Origin of the sequence: Corynebacterium yonathiae (assembly GCF_027570195.1) — a bacterium.
Lineage (GTDB): Bacteria > Actinomycetota > Actinomycetes > Mycobacteriales > Mycobacteriaceae > Corynebacterium > Corynebacterium yonathiae.
The window spans coordinates 39,562-59,016 of sequence record NZ_JAKMUZ010000016.1 but is presented as its reverse complement, the minus strand read 5'-3'; the positions used below and the strand labels follow the sequence as shown (position 1 = coordinate 59,016).

The 19,455-nt window shown below is 59.8% G+C and carries 17 protein-coding genes, 2 tRNA genes and 1 pseudogene; 6 read left to right on the top strand and 14 right to left on the bottom strand.

Annotated features, from left to right (window positions below; translation table 11 throughout):
- The first annotated feature begins 21 nt into the window (after nucleotides 1–21).
- Together orn and L8V22_RS08990 are read left to right on the top strand one after the other, a co-directional pair.
- Entirely contained in the window at nucleotides 22–669 is a 648-nt protein-coding gene (gene orn, locus L8V22_RS08995) for an oligoribonuclease (protein WP_238801141.1), read from the top strand.
- Between the two features lie 49 nt (nucleotides 670–718).
- Nucleotides 719–794 (top strand) — tRNA-His (locus L8V22_RS08990).
- Nucleotides 795–822: 28 nt separating this feature from the next.
- On the opposite strand, the gene L8V22_RS08985 is transcribed toward L8V22_RS08990, so the two are convergent.
- Nucleotides 823–1,779 (bottom strand): MsnO8 family LLM class oxidoreductase, encoded by a 957-nt coding sequence (locus tag L8V22_RS08985; protein WP_238801140.1) that lies wholly within the window; start codon nucleotides 1,777–1,779, stop codon nucleotides 823–825.
- 29 nt (nucleotides 1,780–1,808) lie between these two features.
- On the bottom strand, nucleotides 1,809–3,035 hold the full coding sequence (locus L8V22_RS08980) for a L,D-transpeptidase (protein WP_238801139.1): 1,227 nt from the start codon (nucleotides 3,033–3,035) through the stop codon (nucleotides 1,809–1,811).
- 211 nt (nucleotides 3,036–3,246) lie between these two features.
- On the opposite strand from L8V22_RS08980, the gene L8V22_RS08975 reads away from it, so the two are divergent.
- Nucleotides 3,247–3,319, top strand: a tRNA-Lys gene (locus L8V22_RS08975).
- 174 nt (nucleotides 3,320–3,493) lie between these two features.
- Here the strand turns inward: L8V22_RS08975 and L8V22_RS08970 are convergent.
- From L8V22_RS08970 to L8V22_RS08950, 5 genes are all read right to left on the bottom strand, one after another.
- Nucleotides 3,494–4,255, bottom strand: a complete 762-nt coding sequence (locus L8V22_RS08970; protein WP_238801138.1) for an ABC transporter ATP-binding protein — start codon at nucleotides 4,253–4,255, stop codon at nucleotides 3,494–3,496.
- On the bottom strand, nucleotides 4,246–5,301 hold the full coding sequence (locus L8V22_RS08965) for a FecCD family ABC transporter permease (protein WP_238801137.1): 1,056 nt from the start codon (nucleotides 5,299–5,301) through the stop codon (nucleotides 4,246–4,248). The genes L8V22_RS08970 and L8V22_RS08965 overlap by 10 nt, the downstream gene beginning before the upstream one ends.
- On the bottom strand, nucleotides 5,301–6,464 hold the full coding sequence (locus L8V22_RS08960; RefSeq protein WP_238801136.1) for an ABC transporter substrate-binding protein: 1,164 nt from the start codon (nucleotides 6,462–6,464) through the stop codon (nucleotides 5,301–5,303). Before L8V22_RS08960 ends, L8V22_RS08965 begins: the two co-directional genes overlap by 1 nt.
- Nucleotides 6,465–6,554: 90 nt before the next feature.
- The gene (locus L8V22_RS08955) at nucleotides 6,555–7,832 is read right to left on the bottom strand and encodes a glutaminase (protein ID WP_238801135.1); all 1,278 of its coding nucleotides are present in this window, start codon (nucleotides 7,830–7,832) and stop codon (nucleotides 6,555–6,557) included.
- Nucleotides 7,833–7,883: 51 nt separating this feature from the next.
- Complete coding sequence (locus L8V22_RS08950) at nucleotides 7,884–8,162, bottom strand: DUF3618 domain-containing protein (protein ID WP_238801134.1); 279 nt, start codon at nucleotides 8,160–8,162, stop codon at nucleotides 7,884–7,886.
- A gap of 96 nt (nucleotides 8,163–8,258) precedes the next feature.
- On the opposite strand from L8V22_RS08950, the gene bcp reads away from it, so the two are divergent.
- Nucleotides 8,259–8,726, top strand: coding sequence for a thioredoxin-dependent thiol peroxidase (gene bcp / locus L8V22_RS08945; RefSeq protein WP_005327287.1), 468 nt, complete (start codon nucleotides 8,259–8,261; stop codon nucleotides 8,724–8,726).
- Here the strand turns inward: bcp and L8V22_RS08940 are convergent.
- Nucleotides 8,723–8,917, bottom strand: coding sequence for a hypothetical protein (locus L8V22_RS08940; RefSeq protein WP_238801133.1), 195 nt, complete (start codon nucleotides 8,915–8,917; stop codon nucleotides 8,723–8,725). The two genes, bcp and L8V22_RS08940, sit on opposite strands and share 4 nt — an antisense overlap.
- Nucleotides 8,918–9,004: 87 nt before the next feature.
- On the opposite strand from L8V22_RS08940, the gene L8V22_RS08935 reads away from it, so the two are divergent.
- Nucleotides 9,005–9,991: an HNH endonuclease signature motif containing protein gene (locus L8V22_RS08935; RefSeq protein WP_238801132.1), complete on the top strand. Its 987-nt coding sequence runs from the start codon at nucleotides 9,005–9,007 to the stop codon at nucleotides 9,989–9,991.
- A 21-nt stretch (nucleotides 9,992–10,012) separates the two neighbouring features.
- Here L8V22_RS08935 and bioD read toward each other — a convergent pair whose 3' ends face one another.
- The gene (gene bioD / locus L8V22_RS08930; protein WP_238801131.1) at nucleotides 10,013–10,672 is read right to left on the bottom strand and encodes a dethiobiotin synthase; all 660 of its coding nucleotides are present in this window, start codon (nucleotides 10,670–10,672) and stop codon (nucleotides 10,013–10,015) included.
- Nucleotides 10,669–11,925, bottom strand: coding sequence for an adenosylmethionine--8-amino-7-oxononanoate transaminase (locus tag L8V22_RS08925; RefSeq protein WP_238801130.1), 1,257 nt, complete (start codon nucleotides 11,923–11,925; stop codon nucleotides 10,669–10,671). The genes bioD and L8V22_RS08925 overlap by 4 nt, the downstream gene beginning before the upstream one ends.
- A 43-nt stretch (nucleotides 11,926–11,968) precedes the next feature.
- On the opposite strand from L8V22_RS08925, the gene L8V22_RS08920 reads away from it, so the two are divergent.
- Nucleotides 11,969–13,399, top strand: a complete 1,431-nt coding sequence (locus L8V22_RS08920) for a peptide MFS transporter (RefSeq protein ID WP_269966469.1) — start codon at nucleotides 11,969–11,971, stop codon at nucleotides 13,397–13,399.
- A gap of 128 nt (nucleotides 13,400–13,527) precedes the next feature.
- Here the strand turns inward: L8V22_RS08920 and L8V22_RS08915 are convergent, their stop codons facing one another.
- The 4 genes and pseudogenes from L8V22_RS08915 to pflB all read right to left on the bottom strand — a co-directional run bounded on the left by L8V22_RS08915 (nucleotide 13,528) and on the right by pflB (nucleotide 19,206).
- Nucleotides 13,528–14,646, bottom strand: a complete 1,119-nt coding sequence (locus L8V22_RS08915) for an SPFH domain-containing protein (protein ID WP_238801128.1) — start codon at nucleotides 14,644–14,646, stop codon at nucleotides 13,528–13,530.
- A 59-nt stretch (nucleotides 14,647–14,705) separates the two neighbouring features.
- Nucleotides 14,706–15,944: an alpha/beta fold hydrolase gene (locus L8V22_RS08910; protein WP_238801127.1), complete on the bottom strand. Its 1,239-nt coding sequence runs from the start codon at nucleotides 15,942–15,944 to the stop codon at nucleotides 14,706–14,708.
- Nucleotides 15,945–15,955: 11 nt separating this feature from the next.
- Complete coding sequence (pflA, locus tag L8V22_RS08905) at nucleotides 15,956–16,825, bottom strand: pyruvate formate-lyase-activating protein (protein WP_238801126.1); 870 nt, start codon at nucleotides 16,823–16,825, stop codon at nucleotides 15,956–15,958.
- Between the two features lie 2 nt (nucleotides 16,826–16,827).
- A pseudogene (pflB, locus tag L8V22_RS08900) lies at nucleotides 16,828–19,206 on the bottom strand (formate C-acetyltransferase).
- Nucleotides 19,207–19,455: the final 249 nt, after the last annotated feature.

The window sequence follows — 19,455 nt, the reverse complement described above, 5'->3', positions numbered from 1 at the left end:
GTAAAAAGCTGCGGGAGTAGAATGGGCCGCATGCCACATTCCGACATCGCCGCAAAGCACGACCGCCTCGTCTGGATCGATTTGGAGATGACCGGCCTGGACCCCGAGCGCCACGTCATCGTCGAGGTCGCTGCCGTTATTACCGATGGCAACCTCAATATCCTGGGCGAAGGCATCGACCTCGTCGTCCATGCCACCGAGGAAGATCTGGCGCAGATGGATGCTTTCGTCACGCAGATGCACGCCAAGTCCGGGCTAGATAAGGAAATCCGCGAGTCCACCACCTCGATAGGCGAAGCCGAGGACGCCGTACTCGCGCTCATCAACGAGCACTGCGATCCGGAGCACCCCGCTCCCCTGGCCGGCAATTCCATCGCCACCGATCGCACCTTCATCCGCACCTATATGCCCCGGCTCGATAGCGCCCTGCACTATCGCATGATCGACGTGTCCACCATCAAAGAGCTCGCCCGCCGCTGGCACCCACGCGCCTATTTCAACCAGCCCGATAAAGGTATGACCCACCGCGCATTGCAGGACATCATCGAATCCATCCGCGAGTTGGACTTCTACCGCCGCAGCGTCTTCCGCACCGACGAGGGCCCCACCTCCCCCGAGGCGGAGCAGATTAAGGCAGAAACCACCGCAGACTACCAGGCGTTTTTGTAATTTAGGCGGCGTGAGTTAACCTATATCTCGTTGCTTTCACGCAGCGATGGTGGCTGTAGTTCAGCTGGTAGAGCACCAGGTTGTGATCCTGGGTGTCGCGGGTTCGAGCCCCGTCAGCCACCCCAAGTGCCCGAGCCTTGCGCTCGGGCTTTTTCAGTTTTCCGCCTGCATGCTCGCCAGCAGCTCCTCTGAACGGGCCCGGCCGGCGATATCTGGCATATCTCCGGTGACCACAAATTCACTAACACCTAGGCTCTTGCCGACGCCCCTTAGCTCCTCCCTCACTTCCTGCACCGTCCCCCATACGTCATGGGCCAACGTCTCCTCGATGCGGCGGCGCTGCTGCCCTGTGAGGGCATCCACGTCCAGCTCGCTCGCTGGCCGCAAGGCCGCGAATTCTCCGGTCGATTGCGCTCGCGCCTTCGCATAGGCCTCCGGCAACAAAAGATCGCGGGCGGCCGCGGATGTCTCGGCGACGGCGATATTGAGCGAAGAGATAATAGGTGGGGCGTCGGCAAGCGCATGCTCCCGATACACTCGCGCGGCGGCCTCCTGCGTGGCCACAGGCCCGCCAAGGATGACACCAAGCCCCATCTTGGCCGCAACCATCGCCGAGCGAAAGCCCGCCAAGACATAGAGCGGGGTGCCCCCATACTCAGGCCGAACCGTCACCACCTCTTCGCCACGCAGGTAGCGCAAGAGTGTGGTCAGCTCCGCTTCGAAGCGCTGCTTCACCTCGTCCGGCTCCCCCTGGCGCAGCGCCTTTCGCACCGGTGCAGTAAACCCGACGGAGGAGCCAATCCCTATATCAATGCGACCGGGATACAGCGCCTCGAGGAGATTAATCTGCTCGGCCACTAGAAACGGCGGGTGATTTAACAACATAATGCCGGCCGTACCCACCCGAATGCGCTGCGTGTGTGCCGCAACGTGTGCCGCGAGCATCCCTGGCTGACCCGCTGGTATTCCCGGCACACCGTGATGCTCGGCCACCAGAAAGCGCCGAAAACCCAACTTCTCTACGTGCCGGGCATGCTCAGCCACCTGATCCAGTGGGCCGGCTGCCCCGCGGTCTAAAACAGAAAAGCGCATGGCCACCACTGTAGCCATGCGCTTCTGCCTTGTGCGGCCGTTAGGCGCTACTGATTAGCGTCCGCGTTGCCCTTGGACCACTCATCCCAGGACATATTCCAGTCACCGAGGCCATCCATCGCATTAAGCGTCTCGCCGTAGGTATTGAATACGCGCACCACATCGCCACGTTTCATCGTCTCCTGAAACCACTGTGCAGCTTCTGGTGTCACGTTGATGCAGCCGTGCGAGGTATTGGTATTACCCTGCGCCCACACGGACCACGGAGCGGAGTGAACATAGATGCCGGAATAAGACATCTGCGTAGCCCAGTCCACGGTCGTGCGATAGCCGCCCGCGTCATGGGCTAAGCCAAAGGTTTCCGAGTCCATGAGCAGCTGCTGGTGCTCATCGCCAATAACATAGCGGCCATTCGGCGTATCGTACTGATAATCGCGGCCCAGCGAGACCGGGATGGCACGCAAGAATTTCTTATTCTTAAAGACCTTCATCGTCTTGGTGGCGTTATCGATAATCGCCACCGTGCGGTCACCAATGGTGAAATTGGTCTTGGCATTCTCACCGCCATAGATGCCGCCGCCTAGGTCCTGGCCGTACTGGTCGACCTTCACCTCAACCTTGGTGCCAGGCTCCCAGTAATCCTTCGGGCGCCAGCGCACTTCCTGGTTATTGACCCAGTAGAAGGCCCCCTTCACCTCAGGATTGGTAGTGACAGTAATGGTCTTTTCGGCCGCCTTGCGGTCCGTAATTGGCACACCGAAATTCACCCCAATAACCTGACCAACGCCGACCTCCGAATCCGGGATAGGAGTAAGCGAGACCTCGGCGACACCCGCTGCTTGCGGAGTGGAAAAACTGAGGTTCTTCTTATTGCCATCTACATCGGAGGCCACGATGGAATAAGTGTGGTTATAGCCCAAGTCCTCCGCGGTAGACCACGTCTTGGCGTCTTTAGAGAGCTTTTCTTTGACTTCCACGCCCATTTCATTGGTCATGGTGACGCTCTTGAGCTTGCCCGTGGTCTCCACGGTGACAGGCTTGGACGGATCCACATTCTGTGCTCCGTCTTTCACGGAGACCGAAAGGCCGCTCTTCTTTTCGGACTCTGTGCCGCTATCCTTCTCCGCACCTGCACCTGCGGCGGCGGTGGATTCTTGATCGGCAGATTGATTCTCGGCTGAGGAATCAGAAGAGCAGGAGGCGGCGGCTAGGGAAATGCACGCAACGCCCGCGGCCGCTACGAGGCGGCGCGCAATAGGGAGGGAATTTTTCACTGAGTTGCCCTTAAACACGTAATTGCTGCTTTCAAAGACCAACCTAGATTAGCGTCTCCCTCTGCCAATTACCAGAAGCAACTTCAGGCATTAACCAATTTGTTATATACCCCCCAGAACCGCTCTGACCTGGCGATTTTACACTTTTAAAGAATGACTGCTAGAGTATCTACTCGTTGCACAGAGAGCCACACGGCAGGAAGTCAACAATGCGCCATTAGCTCAATTGGCAGAGCAACTGACTCTTAATCAGTGGGTTCGGGGTTCGATTCCCTGATGGCGCACAACTTAAATCTCGAGGCATTGTTCTTGGAACGGCGCCTCGAGATTTTTCGTTTTGGAAGCCAGTTACCGTCACCGCAGATGCGCATGACTTATTTGCTAGCGATGCCCTGGACATCAACCGCCCGATGGCGCACCATTTAAAAAAATAGGCCGGGCACTTGCCCGGTCTTGTGCTACCGCACCCGCAGCGGGGCGATAAGCGGAGCACCGCCATGCTGGACGACGTCCGCCTCTACCCCATACACACCTTCCACGAGCTCCCCCGTAAGGACGTCCGCAGGCCTACCTTGGGCGCGTATGTGGCCCTGTTTGAGCACCACCAACTGGTCACACATGCGCGCGGCTAGGTTGATGTCATGGATGGCTACAAGGCCTAGGCTGCCGTCGCGCTGTGCTTTGGCCCGCACCTCATCCAATACAAAAATCTGGTGATGGAGGTCGAGGGCGGAGGTGGGTTCGTCGAGAAGCATGAGGCCCGGATTGCCCACCAGCATCTGTGCCACGGCGACAAGCTGGCGCTGGCCACCAGAAAGCTCATTGAGGTAGCGCGAGGCAATCGCGTCCAGCCCCAAGGAGTGCAGCACCTCTCCCGTGCGTGTAATCGGGTCTTCGCAGGCCTCCCGGCGTGCGGAAATCAGCACGGCTTCAAAGGCCCGCAGCGCGGCCGTGCTGGTGAGGTCCTGCGGCACGTAGCCGATAAGCTGGCGGCGTCGCTTGCCGCGCGGCGCCGTAGCGTCGACGCGGAAATCCACCTCGCCGTCGCAGCCGCGGTGCACGCCGGCCAGGGACTTAATAAGCGTTGTCTTACCGGAGGCATTCGGCCCTAATAGACCAACTAGCTGCCCGCCATGGAGCTTTTCCACATCTACAGATTCCAGCACGCGGTGCTTTCCGTAGGCCGCACTTAGCCCTGAAATTGTCAGTTCTACGTCCACAGTGCCCTCCTTCGGGTCATGACGATGGCGATAAAGAATGGCACGCCCAGCAGCGAAGTAACGATGCCGATAGGAATAGCCAAGCCGGGTTTAATCATCAGGCTCACGGCATGCGCTGCACACATCACGGCCGCGCCCGCCGCCATGGAGGCCGGCAGGAAGTAACGCTGGTCCTCGCCTACCAGCATGCGAGCGATGTGCGGGCCCACTAAGCCAATGAAGCCAATGATGCCGGCAAAAGCCACGGTCGTCGCCGCGACCAGCGAGACCACAATGAGCACCACAACGCGCAGGCGCGAGGTATTGATGCCCATGGCGGTAGCGCGGGCATCGCCAAGCCGCAAGGCCGTCAGCCGCCAGCCCAGCGCCCATAGGATAGGCAAGGCGATAATGAGCACGGCCGCCAGCACACCATTGGCTGCCCAGTTGGCGCGGGTAAGAGAGCCCATGGACCAAAAGACGATCTGCTGCAGCGCCTCGGCCGAGGACTGGTACTGGATAAGCGCCAGCATAGCTTGGAAGAAGAACACCAAGCCGATGCCCAGCAGCACCATTGTCTCCGCCTTTGCGCCGCGGATAACGGCCGCAATCACGATGATCGCGGTGGCCACCGCGGCCGAGAGCCACGCCACCAAAGCGAGGTTAAACTGCGGCTGCGTAATCAGCTGCCATTTGAGCACGATGGAGGATGCACCGCCGAACGCGGCAGCCGCTGAAATGCCCAGCGTGAACGGCTCGGCCAGCGGGTTATTAAGGATGGTCTGCATCTCCGCGCCGGCCAAAGACAAGGCCATGCCGATGAGCACGGCCATCACGGCCATAGGCAGGCGCAACTGCCACAGCACCGTGCGCGTTTGGTCATCGAGCCCCGCGGGATTGACTATGCCCTTAATGACCTCGCCCGGGCTGATATCGATCGCGCCCACGAAGTTGCTGATAATAAAAGCCACGGCCGCGATCAGGGTCAGGCCCGCAACAATGCCGATGCGTTGCCACGTTAACTTCTTGTGCTGCCGCGCCAGGGCGGCTACCTCTGCGCCCTCCATTAGTTGGTGCTAAAGAAGGTTCCCTCGCCAGAGACCGGCGAGTACTTTTCTTGCGCGTCCATCCACTGCTTGGCGACGTCCATATCGGCATACGCCTCCGGGTTAATCCATTCCGCCACCTGCAGCAGCGCCAGGTAATTAAACGGCGAATCATAGAACTGGTGCCACATACTGTGCAGGTTGTGATCCTTGACCGCACGCAGTTTATCGAAGCCGGCCTGCTTGCTCGGCAGCTTGGCGACGCTGCCCTTGGCTTCCTTTTCATCAATGCCATAGCCCACTGCCGCATAGCCAACAGGGTGGCCTTCATCGTCCTTCATCTCAGACCAATCGCCGCCGGTGGCAATAATCATGTCTGGGTCAGATTCTAGAACCTTCTCCGGGGTGATTGTGCCGGATTCGCCTGGGATGATTTCATCGGCAATATTCTCGCCGCCGGCCGCGTTGACCAGCTGGGAGATATTGGAATCGTTCCAGGAACCACAGCAATCGGACACACCGGCCGCGCGCCAGACGAAGGTCTTTGGCTTATCCTTTACCTTCTCTGCACGGTCCTCAACCAGATCCACCGTCTTTTGCCAGTCCGCGTTGAATTCCTCAGCGCGATCCTCTTGGCCAAAAATCTCGCCGAAAATATCCATGGTCTTCGGCGTATTCTCAAGCGGGTCGCGGCGGAAGTCGGTGATCGCATACTTCAGGCCAGCCTGGTCCATCTTGTCGGTCAGGCCAGCTTCGCGGGAGGCGTCGTATTGATCTAGCGAGAGCACAATGAGGTCCGGGTCCAAGCTCACGAGCTTCTCCACGGTGACATCGCCCTTGGTAAAGCCGCCGATTTCCGGAACCTCATTGACGGCCGGCAATTCCTTTTCCAGCGCGTTGTAGTAATCCGGCACGTTCTGCTTGAGGTCCGTGCCGATACCGACGACCTTATCCAGCGGATTCTCGGTATTGAGCACGCCGGTAGCAAAAAGCGATCTGCCCTCCCCCAAAATCACCCGGTCGGGGGCCTTATCCAGTTCCACGTCACGGCCGGTGATATCGGTGAAAGAAAACTCAGCGTCGCTGTCGGCGCCGCCTGTTACTTCCTCAGCTGCACCACAGCCGACGAGCGCGGTTGCCGACGCCGCCACAACTGCTATCACTTTGAAGGGGGTATGAGCCATTTTTAGTCCTTGGTCGTTGGATGCCCTCGCGGCAGCCGCGATGAGCCTTACATAGGACATCCTAACCTGATTAACTAAGGTAACCCAAAGCTAAACAGGCTCGCCGTTGATCGTGTAGTCCTCCGGCTCGCCCTTGGGCACCTGCGTGCCGTCCGACATGGTGCGATCCTCGAGCTCTCCATCCGGATCCACGATCGCGATATCGAAGCCAGACTCGCGAATCCGGCGCAGCCCCTCCTTCAGCATCCGCCGGCCCACGCGGTTTGTACCGGTGATATGCGATAGCTCGAGCACCACCGTGCCTTCGCCAAAATCCGACTCCATCAGCTCATACAAAATGGTCTCGGCCGCGTTGAAGTTAATCAAGCCCTGCAGATAAATGACGGTCAGCTCTGCATCCTGCTCTACCTTGCGCACCGGGTTCACGCCATAGCGCTCATCCGTAGACATCAGGTGCAGGCCCATGTCCTTCGACATCAGCTTGAACGCATCCACCCCGCGCACCGAGTTGCCTTCCTTATTCAACCGAGGCGAGAACGTCGCCACACCCAGCTGGCCAGGCAGAGTACCCAGGAGGCCGCCTGAAACACCCGACTTCGCCGGGATACCCACCTCGGCCATCCATCGGCCGGCGCCGTCGTACATGCCGGCCGAGCTCATCACCGACAGCGTCAATCGGCACACATCCGCATCCAAAATTTTGTCGCCCGTTACCGGCTGCACGCCACCATTGGCCAGAGTTGCCGACATCACGGCCAAATCCCGCACCGTCACCACAATCGAGCACTGCTCGATATACGTCGAGACCGCATCATGGGCCTCGTCTTGAATGATGTCGTAATTGCGCAGCATGTGCGCCAGCGAAAGGTTTCGTTCGCTGACATCGAGCTCGGAGGAGCGCATGGCGTCGTCGATATGCAAGTCGCGGCCCGCCAGGCGGGAGAAGTAGCTGCGCAGTCGTTCGACGCGCGCGGCCGGCTCCGAATCCACACCATTAATTAATTGTGTGACCGCAATCGCGCCCGCATTAATCATGGGGTTGACCGGCCGGTGGTCATCGCGGTTGAGCGAAAGTTCGTTGAAGGCCTCTCCCGAAGGCTCCATACCCACGATCTTGCGCACCGCGGAGAGGCCCAGCTCCTGGAGCGCCAACGCGTAGACAAACGGCTTGGAAAGGGACTGGAGGGTAAATTCCACCTCATCATCGCCCGCGGAATAGACGTGGCCGGTGGTGGTGCACATCGCGGCACCGAGGTACTCGGGCTCCGCCTTGGCCAGGTCCGGAATATAATCCGCCACGGCGCCGTCGCGATTATCGCGCACCTTAGTGAGGATTTCCTGCAAATAAAAAGGGATTGGTGTTTTCATCCCAACCCAGCCTACGAAAAAAGTCCCCGCAATGTGCGGGGACCTCCTTAATTAGTGGCGCTCGGACAGCAGACGCTGCAGCTCCTTCAAGTCGCTCTTGCGACGGCGGGAGCGGAAGACTGAGAAAGCAATCAGGCCAACCACAGCGGCACCGACGCCACCGAGGACCATCTGCACGTTGCGGTCCTGCAGCTTATCGGTGGCCGCGGTCTTAGCCTCGTTGGCAAAGTTCTGCGGCTTGCTGCGCTCTGCCAGCTCGTCTAGGGTGCCGGCCAGCTGGCGGCGAGTGCGCTCGATATCGCGCTGAATATCTTCAATATTGCGTGCCACGAAGTTCTCCTCTTAACTTAGGTTCGCTCTTAACGGGCTCATTCTACCCCGCCGGCCCAGCAGCGTGCAGCCTGGGCGGTAAGTAAGGTGGGGACCATGACTGAAAACCGATTGAACGTTGGAGATACCGCCCCTGCCTTTGCGCTTGCCGACGACGCCGGAAACACCGTTTCCCTCGCCGATTACGCAGGCCAGCGCGTACTCGTCTACTTCTACCCCCGCGCCAATACCCCAGGCTGCACCAAGGAAGCCTGCGATTTCCGCGATTCCCTAGAACAGCTCAATGATCTAAATATTGCCGTTGTAGGAATCTCGCCCGATAAGCCGGAAGCACTGGCGAAGTTTCGCGCGGACCATGAGCTGAACTTCCCTCTCCTGTCTGATCCGGATAAGTCCGTCATGACCGCCTACGGTGCCTTTGGGGAAAAGAAGAACTACGGCAAGGTCGTCCAGGGCGTTATCCGCTCCACCTTCTTGGTCGAACCGGATGGCACCATCGGCCAGACTCATTACAATGTCAAGGCCACCGGCCACGTCGCCCGCGTGATGAAGGGCCTTAGCTAGCGCGTGTAATCCTCCGCCACCGCGGCGTCGCCCAACGCAATGACGAATGCATTGACCAGGCTGGCCTCTTTATCCACAGCCTGTCCGTACGGCGCAATTGCGCCACTGCGGGCGACTGGAACGACTTTGATGCCGTGGTCGTAGAGATTAACTGCGCGCTCGATTCGCACCTTTTTGTCATCGCGGCCCACTGGGCCAGTTGACGCTTAAACAAGTTATCCACAGCTACGGCCATCTGCACCTCGGCTCGCCCGCAAACTTTGCTTAGGGTTGCAGCCATGAGTGCACTGCAGGCCTATGCCACCCACATAGCCTCGGCGATGGATATTCTCGCCGAGGCCCACGGCATGTCTGAGCGCGCCCTCATCGATCTGGGCTTGCCGGATGTAGAAGCCCACGACCTCCGCGCGCTTGCCGCGGTCTATTTCGGCCCGACCCACTTCAGCCGGAAGCAACGCCACGCCACCACGGCCGCCCGCTACCACGACCTCGTAACGCTCAAGCTGATTGAAAAGTACGTCTCCCGAGTGCGCACAAAACGCGATGCCTGGAACCTTCGCATTGAGCTGTGCCGTCTGCGAGGCCCCGCCTCTGAAATCGCTCGCCGCGCCAAACAGCGCCTCCGCGACCTCCGCCCGCGCCGCACGCCACCCCGCGAGGGCGTGCAACTCCTTCGCCGGCCGAACGGCCCGTGGACCATGCGAATAACCGCTCCCTCGGCCTTCCTCGCAGAACTCGACGCCGCGCTTAACCCCGCGCGCCCACTCGATTCCCTGCGGGATCTCCTTCGCGACACGGCTGCGCCTTCGGCGCGCACCACGACCAATGTCATCATCCCGCTCAACGCGCTGGACCGCATCTTGGACGGCGACGGTGAAGAAGTCACCCTGCGCCTGACAAATGGTGCCACCATCACCGGCGCCAAGCTGGTCGAACGCACCTTCACCGAGCACGGCCTCGCCACCCTTATCCACCCTGTCAAAGGCCCAGTCAACCTATATCGCACTTCGCGTTACGCCACCGAGAAACAACGGCGGATGGCCGCGGCCGAGAATCCCACCTGTCCGTGGCCGCCATGCAACCACCCGGCGGACAAGGCTCAGATCCATCACCTCAAGGCATGGAAGCACGGCGGATTGACCAATATGGACAACCTCACCGTGTGCTGCCCCTATCACAACGGGGTGAACCAAGACGACCCGAATGCTCCGCCGCTGCGCGGGCGCCTTGCCCGAGTCAATGGCAAGGTCCGCTGGGTCCGTTAGCGCTGCCTCTGCGAGGTAGCGCTACTCGGCGTGCTCTACAAAGTCCGCATAGACTTCCGCGGCTACCCGCGCGAATTCGGCCGGTGTCATGCGCGCCATACCCTCCGGTAGGCTGCCCCACAACGGACAGCCGGTCACCTCCGGCATCTCCTCCAGGTTCAGGCGAGTAGCCAGGTCCGGGTCGGCCGGCAGCGAACCACCAACCAGCCCCAGCACCTCAATTCCGCGGCGTTGGGCCTCACGCACGGTCAGCTCGGCCGCGTTGAGGCTGCCCAGGCGCAGAGAGGTGACGATGAGGAGCCTATCGGCGACGTCGGCAAGCGTATAGGCGTCCGTCAAGCGCACAAGCAGCCCGCCGGCGCCTTCCACCAGCACCACGCGGCCGGGCGTGTCAAGGGCAGCAATCCACTCTTTGAGTTCATGTAGGCCGGGTTGGGGCAAGCCAGCCCGGCGCGCGGAGAGATTTGGCGCCAGCGGTTCTGGAAAGCGCACCATCTCTGCTACCTTCACCCCCGCCAGCTTGCCGACGGTCGCTGCATCCCCCTTCCCCTCCGGCTCCCCCGTCTGCAGTGGCTTAGCGTAGACCACCTCACGGCCGCGCTGCTTAAACGCGCTGGCAAGCGCGGCCGTGGCCACAGTCTTACCGACGTCAGTATTCGTCCCCGTCACGTAAATTATCACTGTCGTCCTCCCGCCACCGCGGCGCGCACGCCGCGGCACATCTGCGCTACTTCCTCCGCGGTGCTAATAAACGGCGGCATGATATAAATCAGTCGGCCGAACGGACGCAACCACACGCCCTGGCCCACAGCCGCGGCTGTCGCTGCGGCCATATTTACTTCGCGTTCCATTTCCACCACTCCAATGGCACCAAGCACGCGCACATCCGCTACTCCCGGTTCTTGGGCCAGCCCGTCAAAGCCACGTTGCAGCTGCTTTTCGATGCCCGCTACCTGCTCGCGCCACTGCCCCTCCAAAATGAGAGCAGTTGCCTCGGCCGAAACGGCGCAAGCGAGCGGATTAGCCATAAACGTCGGTCCGTGCATCAGCGCGCGTGGGCGCATTCCCGCAGCGACCTTCGCGGTGGCGAGCGTAGCAGCCATGGTCATAAACCCGCCGGTCATCGCCTTGCCCACGCACATAATATCCGGCACAACGTCGGCCGCTTGGGTGGCGAAAAGGTCGCCAGTTCGGCCGAAGCCGGTGGCGATCTCATCCGCGATGAGCACGATACCGTGGCGGTCACAGATATCCCGGGCCCCACGCACCAGCTCATGGTCGTGAAAGCGCATCCCGCCCGCGCCTTGCACTACGGGTTCTATGACCAAAGCTGCAACCTCCTCGGTCACGCACGCTTCCAGCTCGCGCAGATAGTGTGCGCGTTCGGCCGAGCTAGCTCCGCGGGTAGGCGGGGCTGGGGCGAAAATCTGGCGCGCTAAGGTGCCTGTCCACATCGAGTGCATGCCGCCTTCAGGGTCACACACGCTCATCGCCGCGAAAGTATCGCCGTGATACCCCGACCTCCACGTCAACATTTTGGTGCGCTCCGGGTGCCCTTGGCCGCGGGCATACTGTAGCGCCATTTTGATGGCTACTTCTACCGATACGGATCCGGAATCGGAATAAAAGACCTGCTCGAAATCACCCCGCGTCAATTCCATGAGGTTGCGGGTAAGCCGCGCGGCCGGTTCGTGGGTAAGTCCACCAAACATGACGTGGCTCATCTTCTCGATTTGTTCGGCCGCTGCCGCCTTGAGCCGCGGGTGGCCGTGGCCATGGGCGGCGGCCCACCAGGAAGACATGGCGTCGATAAGCGTGGTGCCATCCGCGAGTGTTAAATAAACTCCGGCGGCCGAGTCCACCACAAGCGTTGGCTCGCCCGGCTCGGCATAGGGGTGCCAAATGTGGCGGGCGTCGAGAGCAGCAATATCCATGAATTTAGGTCTATCACAGACTTTCGGCCGTTATAGTGCTTTTATGACAATTATTAAACATCGTTCAATTCGGCGCTTACCGGTGGCTTTGCCAGCGATCGCCGGATTGGAAATGTGGGAGCGCTTTAGCTTCTACGGCATGCAGGCCATCCTCGCTTACTACCTGTACTCCACCTCCGGCGGACTCGGTATGGACCAGGGGCAGGCCACAGCGCTCGTCGGCGCGTACGGCAGCCTGCTCTACTTGTGCACCTTCGTCGGCGGGTGGGTCAGCGACCGGTTGCTCGGCGCCGAACGCACGTTGCTGGCCGGCGCAGGCCTGCTCATATGCGGACACTTTGCGCTGTCGCTGGTTCCCGGCCCGCCGGGTCTAGTGTCTGGGCTTTTGCCGCTTGCGCTGGGATCAGGGCTCCTTAAAACAGCGGCAATCACCATCCTGGGTGCGGCTTTCCCTCCCACCGCTGGCGCGCGCGACGGAGCCTTCCAGATTTTTTATCTAGGGATTAATATCGGTGCTTTGCTCGGGCCGATGCTCACCGGCTGGCTGGCACAAGAGTACGGCTACCATGCCGGCTTCCTCGCGGCCGCAGGCCTCATGTGTTGCGGGTGCGTTAGCTACGGGGTGTTACGCCGGCGAGTAATCACCGAATTCGATTCACAGCCTCCCAACCCCACCTCCACGCCGGGCAAGGCCGCAGCGGTAGCACTGGCGGCTGTGGTGGGCAGCGTCATCGTCGCGGTGGCGGTCTCCCCGGACCAGCTGGCTAGGCTTCTGCTCTTTACGACGATCGCGGCCGCCCTCGCCCTCTTCGCCAGCATGCTGCGTTCCCCACGTGTCAACGGGCCAGAGCGACGACGAGTCGTAGCATATATCCCGCTCTTTTTCTGCTCTACGGTCTACTGGACCCTCCAGCCGCAAATTTACGGCGTGCTAGCTGTGTACTCGGATCAGCGGGTAAATCGCATGGTAGGCGAGTTTGAGATTCCGGCCGCGTGGACACAGTCGCTCAACCCGCTGTTTGTCTTGGTCTTGTCCCTACCTCTGGCAGCAGCGATGTCTCGGTGGGCACGCTCGCGGCGTCTACTCATGGCCGTGGGCATCATGGTTGCCGGTTCCGGAATGTTTGTGTTGTTGCCGTTCGTCGGGGGCGGAGAAAACTCAACGCCGTTTATGGTTTTGGCCGTAACCATCTTCTTGATGTCACTCGGCGAGCTATTCATCGGCCCAGTGGGCATGGCAGCATCGGCTGCGCACGCGCCGCGAGCCTACGCGACGCGCTTTTCCGCGCTCTATTTTCTCACCATGGCCATTGGCACCTCGCTGGCAGGAACGCTATCGACGTTCTACGACCCTTCCTCGGCGGGTGCGGAACGGACCTATCTACTTATTGTCGGTATTGTCCCTGTCGCACTGGGTTTCTTGCTCTTGGTCGGCCGAAAGGATGTCGTGGACGAGGTTCCGCGCGGAGTTTAAGTCATCGGCTTCTAAGGAAGTATGAGTGTCGGGGAAAATCTGACACTCGTGATCCGGCACCACCTCCGCGCTGCGGGTAATGCCGCGCTGCTCGGTATAGGCATCAAAGAGGTTATCGATGCTCAGGGCTAGTCCTCATTCTTTAATTGGTCACGCAGCTGCTGGAAATACTCGCGGGCAGCCTGTGGCTGCGCAGTCGAGTCCGGACCCTCCTGCGGCTGCTGCTCTGCACGCTGGGCGGCAGCGATGGCTTCGCGCTTGGCACGCTCGGCCTGACGCTTAGACTCGCGCTCGATTTCTTCGGCGCGGGATGGTTTCTTCGGCTGCGGGCGGCGGCGCTGCGACGGCTCCTCGGCGGAATCGAGGGCGCGATTAGCCATGAGTACGTCGCGCATGCCGCTGAAGAGGTCACCCATGCCCTGCGGGTTGGAGGGCATGTAGAGCACGGAGGCCTGGCCGTTGTGGGAGACATCGACCATCGCATCGAGGTACTGGGAGACAAGCATGAGCGCCTCGGGGGATTCTTCCACGCCGGCGTCACGAAGCATCTCGTATTGCTGGGCAATGCCCTCGACGATTTCCTTACGCTGGTCTGCAACGCCGCGACCCTGCAGCTTCTTCGCCTCAGCCGCGCCCTCGGCTTCCTTGACCACGCGAATCTTCTCAGCCTCTGCCTGGGCAACGGCCGCCTCACGCTCGCGTTGGGCCGCGTTAATGGAGTTCATCGACTCGCGAACGCGGGAATCGGGGCGGATATCGGTAACCAGGGTATTAACGAAGTTCCAGCCGTACTCGGCCATATTATCGCGCAGGGAGGCCGCGACGTTGCGGGCGATAGTGTCCTTGGAGGAGAAGGAATCATCCAAGTCCATATTCGCCACGGAGGAGCGGACATTATCCTGCACGTAGGCCACAATCTGCTGCTCGTGGTTGGAGAGCATATAGTACGCCTCGCGCTCGCGGCCTTGCACCACCTCGTATTGCACGGCGACAGGGATCTGGACGAAGACATTATCCTTTGTTTTGGTCTCCACCATCACATCCAACTGGCGCACCTGCAGCGAAATTTTATCGCGCACACGGTCTACCCACGGCAACTTGAAGTGCAGACCAGCATGCGCCACCTTTTGGAATTTGCCCAAGCGCTCCAAGATGGCAGCTTCGCGAGTGCGAACGATGAAATAGCCGTCAAAGAGGGTTCCCAAGATAATGAGCAAGATGAGGACTATAACTATGGTGGCGATCAAAATATCTCCCTAAATGTCGTAACAATCACCAATATTTTCGCATAGGAAATAGCGAAACGCTAGTGATCGTCGATAAGCGCAAAGAGCCTGCCCAAGATGGTCGCGCCGTCCTCGCGAATGCCGTTGTGCTGGAACTCGTTGCTAATCCACGGCCGCAGATCCCTTAGGTGGGTGGCCGTAGCCAAGGATTCCTCGAGCGGAACAAAAATATCATCGACATAAATGGCTGCGGCCGTGGTAGGTACCTCGCCGAGCGCGTAGGGCGGGGAAAATTCATGGCGGGCGAGGCCGTGGGCGGCGTCGGCAAACGCGTGCAAGGCTGGGTCCTCGGCGAACTGCCAGGGGAAAATATGCTCGCCGGTCAACCACGTACCGGACTCCGCAAACTCCGGGAATTCCTCGCGCACGCGATGCGCCGCCCAGTTGGTAGCTGCCTGACCACCGACGCCCCCATAGATGGACTCATGAATAGCGGCATAAAGCGGGCCGTCTGCAAAGCTCACGCGCTGGCCGACGTCCGCTAGGAAATCGCCGCGCAGCCGCTTCTCGCCTGCCACGGTGCGGAAAGGCTCTTCCAGCAGATAAGCCAGCGAATCAAAACCGGTGCCGCGGCCGAGCTCGATGCCAATAGTACGAAACCGCAGCGAGGACAAACGCTCGCCGGTAGGAAGGCGCTCATCCGAATTGTTCAAGTGGGCAATGATCTCCGCGATGCGCTCCTCAGCCCACGGGAATTCGCGGTAAAAACGCTCCTGGCGGGCCTTGAGCTTGCGGAAAGTGGCACGATAGAGCTCGTCCGCGCCCTTTAGCGTGGGGATGCCACCGGTGAAAAAGGCATGCTCGATGCGCTCGGGTGCTTGAGATAGGTAGGCGGTAATGCAAAAGCCGCCGAAGGACTGGCCGAATAGCGACCACTTTTCGAGGCCGAGGTGCTCGCGCAGACGCTCAGCATCGCGGACGATATTGTCTTGGCGCAACAACGCTAGGTGTTCTGTGGTGCGCTCGGCGGATGGGCTAAGCGCATCGATGCGGTGCGAGCGGCCGGTGCCGCGCTGGTCCATGAGAATAACGCGGTAGCGCTCCAGTGCCTTGCCAATCAACCCCGTGGGCCCCAGTGGCCGGGGTGCTGGGAAACCAGGCCCGCCCTGGAGGTAAAGCAACGCGGGCAGGTCCTCTCCACCGGGCGGGATGATTTCGCGAGCATATAGCCCAAAAGTCCCGTGGGGATTGGAATAATCCCACGGGACTTCGAGGTGATGCTCTTTAATTATGTGGCCGAAGCGGCGATAGGAGGTCATGTCCTCCCAGGTTAGTAAACTTCCAAACCCTTCGAGCGGAAGACCTCGCGGATTTTTTCCACGTCCTCCGGCTTTGGCGGCTTGGTATCTGCCAACTGGTAGGTCATGTCCAGGCCTTCCCACTTGTCTTTGCCCATATTGTGGAAGGGCAGGACCTCGACGCGTTCGACGTTAGACTTCCAACGCGCCACGATATTGGCCACATTTTCCACATTCTCTGGCGAGTCTGTGAGGTCAGGCACCACTACGAAGCGGATCCACACCGGCTTACCTATTTTGTTCAACCTATCGCCGAAATCCAGCGTTGGCTGGAGCTGGCGTTGGGTGACCTTGCGGTAAGTCTCCTCGTCGCCCGACTTGACGTCGAGAAGCACGAGGTCGATATTGTCCAGGTCCTCGTCTCGCAAGCGCGCGCCCAAGTACCCAGCCGTATCGATGGTGGTATGAATACCCGCATCGTGGACTTCCTTGAGCACGCGACGCGTGAAGGAAATCTGGAAGAGGGGTTCACCACCGGAGATGGTCAGACCGCCACCGGAAGCTTGGAAGATGGGCTTATAACGCTTGATGCGCTTGACCACATCCTCGACCCGCTCCAGTGTGCCGGTCTTCATCTCCCAGGTGTCTGGATTATGGCAGTACTGGCAGCGCAGTGGGCATCCGGACATGAACATCGTCATGCGGGTTCCCGGGCCATCGACGGCGGTCACGAGCTCCCAAGAGTGCACGAGGGCGATATCGCCGGTACGGCGCGCCTCCATGAGCTCCGGGCGGGTAATGTCATCGAGTTGTGCATTATCCCCCAGGCCCGCAGCTACGCCGCGGACACGCTCTCCTTCTTCCGGAGAGAGGGTGACAACACCAGTAACGCCATCAGCCATGATTAAGAACCCTGGTGGAAGGTGCGGGAGATAACGTCGAGCTGCTGCTCCTTGGTCAGCTTGACAAAGTTAACAGCGTAGCCAGAGACGCGAACGGTGAGGTTCGGGTACTTCTCTGGGTGCTCAACGGCGTCCTCGAGGGTGGACTTGTCCAGCACGTTGATGTTTGCGTGGTACAGACCAGAGTTCATCTGGTGTGCATCGCGGTTTGCCTTCATTGCTGACATGCGGTCTTCGAAAGTTGGGGTTGCCATGTTTTTCTCCTTTTCGAGATGGTTGAGGGTTGGTGGTTTTTACTTCTCCATGATGAAGCCGGCATCCAGAACGCCCACCAGGTTAGTGATGCGCTCTTCTGGGGTGCGGCCCAATCCGGAAGGAGTAATGGTGTTGGTCAGCGAGATGCCGTCCAAGGCGTCCTTGTAATCCAGCTTGCCGACGGACAGCATGGACGCAACCATGCCGTGGCTGTCAGCACCGTTTTCAGGGTTAGCGCCTGGGGAGAACGGCGTGCCGGCCTTGTGGCCCGACGGGAAGGCACCTGTTGCCTTGCCGTAGACCACGTTCGAGGTAATGGTCAGCACGGACTGGGTCGGGATGGCATTGCGGTACATCGGGATGGCCTTAATCTTTTCCATCACGGTGTGGACAATGGTAGCGGCGATATCATCGGCGCGGTCATCATCGTTGCCATAGAACGGGAACTCACCCTCGGTGATGTAGTCCGTAATCAGGCCGGTCTCGTCGCGAACCGGGGTGACCTTGGCGTACTTGATAGCAGCCAGGGAATCGGCGACGATGGACAGGCCGGCGATGCCACAGCCCATGGAGCGGACGATATTGGAATCGTGCAGCGCCATCTCGACTGCCTCGTAGGCGTACTTGTCGTGGGAGTAGTGGATGATGTTGAGGGCCTCAACGTAGGTGCCAACAACCCAGTCCAGCATCTCTTCGTACTTCTGCCAGACCTCATCGAAGTCCAGTGGGCCATCGCCCTTGATGGGCTCGTAGCCTTCTACAACCTGCTTGCCGGATACCTCGTCACGGCCACCGTTGATGGCGTAGAGCAAAGCCTTTGCAGCGTTCACACGAGCGCCGAAGAACTGCATCTGCTTGCCCACTTCCATCGGGGAAACACAGCAGGCAATTGCGGCGTCGTCGCCCCACTGCTCACGAATCTGGCGGTCAGACTCGTACTGGATGGAGGAGGTCTCAATCGAGATGTGGGCACAGAATTCCTTGTAGCCCTCTGGCAGCTTCGGATCCCAGAAGATGGTGATATTTGGCTCCGGTGAGGGGCCAAGGTTTACCAGGGTCTGCAGCAGACGGAAGGAGGTCTTGGTGACCATGTGGCGGCCGTCGTTGCCAAAGCCAGCATCAGACCAGGTTGCCCAGTACGGGTCGCCGGAGAAGATCTGATCGTAGTCGATGGTGCGCAGGAAGCGGACGATGCGCAGCTTGAGAACCAGGGAGTCGATGATTTCCTGGGCGTCTTCCTCGGTGATGATGCCAGCAGCGAGGTCGCGCTCGAAGTAGCAATCGAAGAAGGCGGACAGGCGGCCGATGGACATTGCGGCGCCATCCTGGGACTTAATGGATGCCAGGTAGCCGAAGTAGGTCCACTGTACTGCCTCGTGAGCGGTCTTAGCCGGCTTGGAGATGTCGAAGCCGTAGGACTCAGCCATCTTCTTGAGCTTCTTCAGGGCCTTGATCTGCTCGGAGTGCTCCTCGCGGAAGCGTGCCCAGTGCTCAGAGAAGCCAGCGTCTGCGACGGAATCGCGGGAAGCCTGCTTTTCCTCGATCAGGTAGTCCACACCGTAGAGAGCCACGCGGCGGTAGTCACCGATGATGCGGCCACGGCCATAAGCATCCGGCAGGCCGGTGATGATGTGTGATGAACGAGCAGCGCGGATGCGCGGGGTGTAGATATCGAAGACCGCATCGTTGTGGGTCTTGCGGTAGCGGGTGAAGATCTTCTCCACCTCAGGGTCGACTTCCTTGCCTGCTTCACCGATAGCCTGCTTGACCATGCGCCAGCCACCGAATGGCATCATGGCGCGCTTCAGCGGGGTATCGGTCTGCAGACCGACGATGACGTCATCGTCGTCTGAGATGTAGCCGGCCGGGAAAGCGTCAATGTCGGTCGGGGTGTGGGTGTCAACATCGTAGACACGCTTTTCGCGCTCGACGGACAGGTAGTTCTTCTCCAGGGTCTCCCAGACGCGCTTGGTCTTTTCGGTCGGGCCCGCCAGGAAGCTGGAATCGCCGTCGTACGGCGTGTAGTTACGCTGAATGAAGTCGCGGACGTTGATGCCCTCGGTCCATGGACCGGACTCAAATCCCTTCCACGCTTCAAACTGTTGAGGCTGCGTTGCGGTAGTCATAATTCCCTTCTTTCGGGCGAATTTCTATCAGGGGATAAATGCCGCTTTTTCGAGCCACAGCACCAAGCCCCTCTGTCCCCAATTGTTGACCACTTCCCTGGTAATAACAACTCTCGCAATCGTTTGAAACTCCAGTTATAAAACGGTCGTGTTGTTTCGCTGGTAAGTGATTTCATACAGAACGCACGTACGTCTTTTATCGGGGGTGAACTAGCCCCGAACGTGTTCCGCATCACCACGAAATTTTGG

Coding starts and splice junctions, on each gene's coding strand:
- orn (WP_238801141.1), top strand. CDS start 22: ATGGGCCGCATGCCACATTCCGACATCGCCGCAAAGCACGACCGCCTC.
- L8V22_RS08985 (WP_238801140.1), bottom strand. CDS start 1,779: ATGGCTACAGTGGTGGCCATGCGCTTTTCTGTTTTAGACCGCGGGGCA.
- L8V22_RS08965 (WP_238801137.1), bottom strand. CDS start 5,301: ATGGAGGGCGCAGAGGTAGCCGCCCTGGCGCGGCAGCACAAGAAGTTA.
- L8V22_RS08960 (WP_238801136.1), bottom strand. CDS start 6,464: ATGGCTCATACCCCCTTCAAAGTGATAGCAGTTGTGGCGGCGTCGGCA.
- L8V22_RS08955 (WP_238801135.1), bottom strand. CDS start 7,832: ATGAAAACACCAATCCCTTTTTATTTGCAGGAAATCCTCACTAAGGTG.
- bcp (WP_005327287.1), top strand. CDS start 8,259: ATGACTGAAAACCGATTGAACGTTGGAGATACCGCCCCTGCCTTTGCG.
- L8V22_RS08935 (WP_238801132.1), top strand. CDS start 9,005: ATGAGTGCACTGCAGGCCTATGCCACCCACATAGCCTCGGCGATGGAT.
- L8V22_RS08925 (WP_238801130.1), bottom strand. CDS start 11,925: ATGGATATTGCTGCTCTCGACGCCCGCCACATTTGGCACCCCTATGCC.
- L8V22_RS08920 (WP_269966469.1), top strand. CDS start 11,969: ATGACAATTATTAAACATCGTTCAATTCGGCGCTTACCGGTGGCTTTG.
- L8V22_RS08910 (WP_238801127.1), bottom strand. CDS start 15,944: ATGACCTCCTATCGCCGCTTCGGCCACATAATTAAAGAGCATCACCTC.
- pflA (WP_238801126.1), bottom strand. CDS start 16,825: ATGGCTGATGGCGTTACTGGTGTTGTCACCCTCTCTCCGGAAGAAGGA.